The following is a 3,742-nucleotide window of genomic DNA, read 5'->3' as shown; positions in this document are numbered from 1 at the left end:
CCGCTCTCCTAAAGCGGGTGTCGCAGGTTCGAATCCTGCCGGGGGCACAACGCGTTACCGCTCCGACCTGGGGTTGATTCCCCAGGGAGGGGTTCCACTCGGCCTCGGACTCCCCGTCCGGGGCCGTACGCCGTGCCGACGCCTCCCAGGAGTGAACTGGGTGCTTGCCGTGGCGCCGGACGGCTTCACCGGGAGGGGCCGAGCACCTCGTCGACGCTGCGCGGCTCTTTGCGCGGCTGCTGGTTGAGCTTGTGGCGTGCGATGGATGAGTGCCGGTAGACCTCCTTGCGGGCCCGCATGATGTTGCCGAGGGGGGCGTGCTCGGCGGTGACCCGCCAGGGCGTGAAGGACAGCGCGTCCATCTTCTCCAGGTTCTCCGGGCTGGAGATGTCCTGCTGTGGCAGCCGCAGTTTTGCCACAGTGACGGACGGCGAGAGCTTCTCGGGCCACTCCACGGTGAGGTCCTCCACCGGCATGCGCTCCAGGTCGGTGCAGAGCTGGACCTGGATGTCGAAGGCGTAGGGCCGTGTCTGCAGCTCGGCCTGCAGGGCCGGGCGGAAGACCTCCGCCGCGGAGGTCGGGTCGATGTCGCGCCGCTCCACCGCGGCGGCGGCGGCCGGGTCGGGGGTGAAGCGGACCTTGGCGATGTAGTCGCCGTGCCGGACCGCGCCCATCGTCCAGTAGCTCGACAGCAGTACGTTCGCGGGAGGGGTCTTCGACAGGCGCAGGAAGGCCAGGAACTCGTCCCACGCCCAGTTGTCCTGGTCCAGGGTCCCCTTTCCGGTCAGGAACTCGGTGAAGAAGCGATGTGCTCCGGGGCGTCCCTGCGAGAAGTAGGCCGGCGCCTCCAGGAACAGTTCCTGGATGAACAGGTAGTCCTCGACCGTGTTGCAGAAGAAGATCGGTCCGTTGATGTTCGCGTAGTCGAAGGTGCCCGTGTCCGGTTCGTCTTCCAGCAGGGTCGGGCCGGGGATGTCGAACATCTTCAGCGCCAGTCCGGTGGCGGCACCCAGGCGTGCGTCGGCTCCGGCGTGCGGCGAGCCGTTGGAGAAGCGGATGAGCGCGTCGTGGGTCCTCGGCGTCGCGTAGATACCTTGGGCGTACTCGGGGGGTAGCCCGTCCAGGATCTCCACTTCCCCCCGGACCAGCCCGTAGCCCTTGGCGTGGGCATCTCGCAGGGCCTGGCCGGTGCCACCGGCTTCGACGGAGTCGGCGATATAGCTCTCGGTCTTGCTGATCACCGTCTGCACGTTGCGGTCGAAGTCCGGATCGTCGGCCTCAACGTCAGACGTATAGCGGACGAACTGTGCTGCCATGGTGTCGAACCCTCCTCGAAGACCGCGGTGGAAACCGCCCTCAGTCCTCCAGCTCAGCGAGCCAGCGCAGGGCGCGCAGCCCCGGTACGAAGCAGTACTCACCGCCCCGCGTGACCACGAAGCTGGGCAGGTTCCGCAGACGCCGCCGGACGGGCTTCTCCGGGATGGTCAGGGTGTCGGTCCCGCCGTGATGCCCGGCCACCGCGTCCTTCTCGCCGGGGTAGCCGACGAAATTGCCGTCGTTGATCCACTCGGCCTTGATGAACTCGAACTGCCGTTCCAGATGGGCGCCGAGGAACACTCCGACCAGACCGCGGTCGGCGCCGTCGTCTTCCAGCACACCCTCCGGCAGCGGCGGACCGTAGGTGGTGCCGCGGCGGATGAGGCGATGCATGCGTGCGTCGCCGATGATGGTGGCATCGCGGGGGTTGGTGCGCCGGATGTGCGCACCTGCGGGGCACCGGAAGCCGCGATCGTCGTGCTCCCGGTACAGAAAATTGTTGACGCGGTGCGGATCCGCCGCCAGCTCCGGATCGTCGTGTTCCGGCGCCAGCGCCAGCGGTGCTCCGCTCGGCCAGCGCCCGACCATCTTCGCTGCCAGGAGGTCCTCCTCCTCGGCGCTGGAGCTGTTCGCCCGCAGAAACCGGCGCCAGGCCGCCACATTGGTGTGCGCCTTGCGCACAGCAGCGTAGGTGCCGTTCCGGCCCAGCACATCGGGGGTGGGCATAGGAGGCAGGTTCCCCGTCTCGTCGGGGTAGCCGAGGATGAACTCGCCGGCCTTGATGGGGGCTTCCTGCGGGTTGGAGCCGGGCAGCCCGACGCCCTCGATGTTCGGATGGCTGATGCCGTCACGGAAACCGAAGGTGGTGCGCCCGGTCGGGAGCTGGCGGACCTCCTGCTGCCAGATCACCTGGACACCGGGGGTGTCCTCGAACGCGACCCGGACCCGCTCCAGCTCCTTGTCGAGCTGCGCCGCGTCGGAGGAGAGGGCGCTCAACGCGATGTGGACATCGCCCGTGCCGAACGGTGCCTCCCAGTGGGCCGGCGCACTCTCGCCCACGTCGCCGATCAGCTCGGCCCGGGCGGCCATGCCCTCGCGGAACGCCTGCGGGAAGCTGTCCAGCGACTCCTGCGGCACCCCCAGGGCCCGCAGCCCCTCGTAGGTGAACGCCACGGCAACCCAGGCATCCTGGCTCGGGTCCGTGGGCAGGCCGGCCGCGGTCAGCGGGAGCAGCCGCCGCAGCAGGGCGCGCCCGGCGTGTCGGTCGTCGACGCGCAGGAAGAGGTACCTTCCCTCGTACGGGACGGGCCGGGGGCGCAGTGCTCCGCTCTGGATGTCGTCGATCTCGACACGTACGGTGCCCGCGCCGCCCTCTGCTGTTGTGTTCATGATGCCTTGTGCTCCACATCAGTCGTAGCCCTGGCAGCCCTCGGTGGGTTGCCCGCGCCCGCCGACGCGGTCCGTCGGCATCGGGTCGGCGGTGAGTGCTGGGGTGCCGCTCGCGACCTGCCTAGCTGGCGGCCAGCTCCAGCAGGTGCCGGAAGGCCGGTGTGGCCACCAGCTGCGCGTTGGCCGGGTTCTCCAGCGCCGCCCGGAACTCAGGGGTGTCCAGAACCTCTTCGAACGCCTCGTCCACTTCGTGGTCCCTCCAGATCTGCCGGACGGTCAGATCCGGATAGGCGCTGAAGAAAGCCCCTGCGGGCGCCTGATGGGCCAGGAACCACTCCTTCACCTCCGGGTCCTTGATGCCAGGGAACCCCTCGGTGTGCGAGAAGACCTGTTCGAAGACCTGCCCGACCACCGTCTTGGCGAAGTCGTCGATGTAGGTGTCCCAGGAACCGTCGAAGACGCTGGCGAACATGAAGCGGGTGCCGTTTTCGAAGATCACGTAGCGTGCGTCGTGCAGGGTGCCGATCTGTTGTATGGCCGCGCGGTTCCCTTCGTCGGCCGACTTTCCTTCGATGTCGGCCAGCAGCTCACGCAGCGCTTCCGTATGCCCCGGCTTGATCTTGGCGAATACGGTGAACTCGCTGCACACCCCCTCCGAGGCGCCCGGCCGGTCGGGGTGTGCTGACTGAGGTGCACCTGGTGTCGGAGTCATCGCCGGACTCTCCTGCCACGGATCGGTGCGAGGGTCACCAAGCGCCTGGACCCGAGACGCCATCGCCCTCACACGTCAATGCTCAGCGCGGTCGCGCTGCCTCGCATCCTCAGCTCGGGTCGATGCGTTCACCCGGGGCGGACTCCCGGAAGACTCTGGCCTCGGCGCGTCCGCGTCGGTCCACTTTGCCGTCCCCACTACCTTCCGTATCGGTGCGTCGGTGGCGTCCGGGCGCTAGGCGGAGGCTTCCTCCAGCAGCTTCTGGAAGGCGGGCGTGGCCACCAATTCCGCGTTGGCCGGGTTCTCCAGCGCCGCCCGGAACTC

The 3,742-nt window shown here is 68.5% G+C and carries 3 protein-coding genes; all 3 read right to left on the bottom strand.

Annotated features, from left to right (window positions below):
• Positions 1-185 precede the first annotated feature (185 nt).
• Complete coding sequence (locus GT030_RS28740; protein ID WP_161203583.1) at positions 186-1,316, bottom strand: catalase family protein; 1,131 nt, start codon at positions 1,314-1,316, stop codon at positions 186-188.
• A gap of 40 nt (positions 1,317-1,356) precedes the next feature.
• On the bottom strand, positions 1,357-2,706 hold the full coding sequence (locus tag GT030_RS28735; RefSeq protein WP_161203582.1) for a Dyp-type peroxidase: 1,350 nt from the start codon (positions 2,704-2,706) through the stop codon (positions 1,357-1,359).
• A 121-nt stretch (positions 2,707-2,827) separates the two neighbouring features.
• On the bottom strand, positions 2,828-3,481 hold the full coding sequence (locus GT030_RS28730; protein ID WP_202460687.1) for a hypothetical protein: 654 nt from the start codon (positions 3,479-3,481) through the stop codon (positions 2,828-2,830).
• Positions 3,482-3,742 lie beyond the last annotated feature (261 nt).

The organism is Streptomyces sp. SID1328 (assembly GCF_009865595.1).
In the GTDB taxonomy this organism is placed as follows: Bacteria; Actinomycetota; Actinomycetes; order Streptomycetales; family Streptomycetaceae; genus Streptomyces; species Streptomyces griseoluteus.
The sequence above is the reverse complement of the archived record's forward strand: the minus strand, read 5'-3'. Positions and strand labels throughout refer to the sequence as shown.

Excerpts from the sequence above, each read along its gene's own strand:
- GT030_RS28730 (WP_202460687.1), bottom strand. The coding sequence starts at position 3,481 with ATGGCGTCTCGGGTCCAGGCGCTTGGTGACCCTCGCACCGATCCGTGG.
- GT030_RS28740 (WP_161203583.1), bottom strand. The coding sequence starts at position 1,316 with ATGGCAGCACAGTTCGTCCGCTATACGTCTGACGTTGAGGCCGACGAT.
- GT030_RS28735 (WP_161203582.1), bottom strand. The coding sequence starts at position 2,706 with ATGAACACAACAGCAGAGGGCGGCGCGGGCACCGTACGTGTCGAGATC.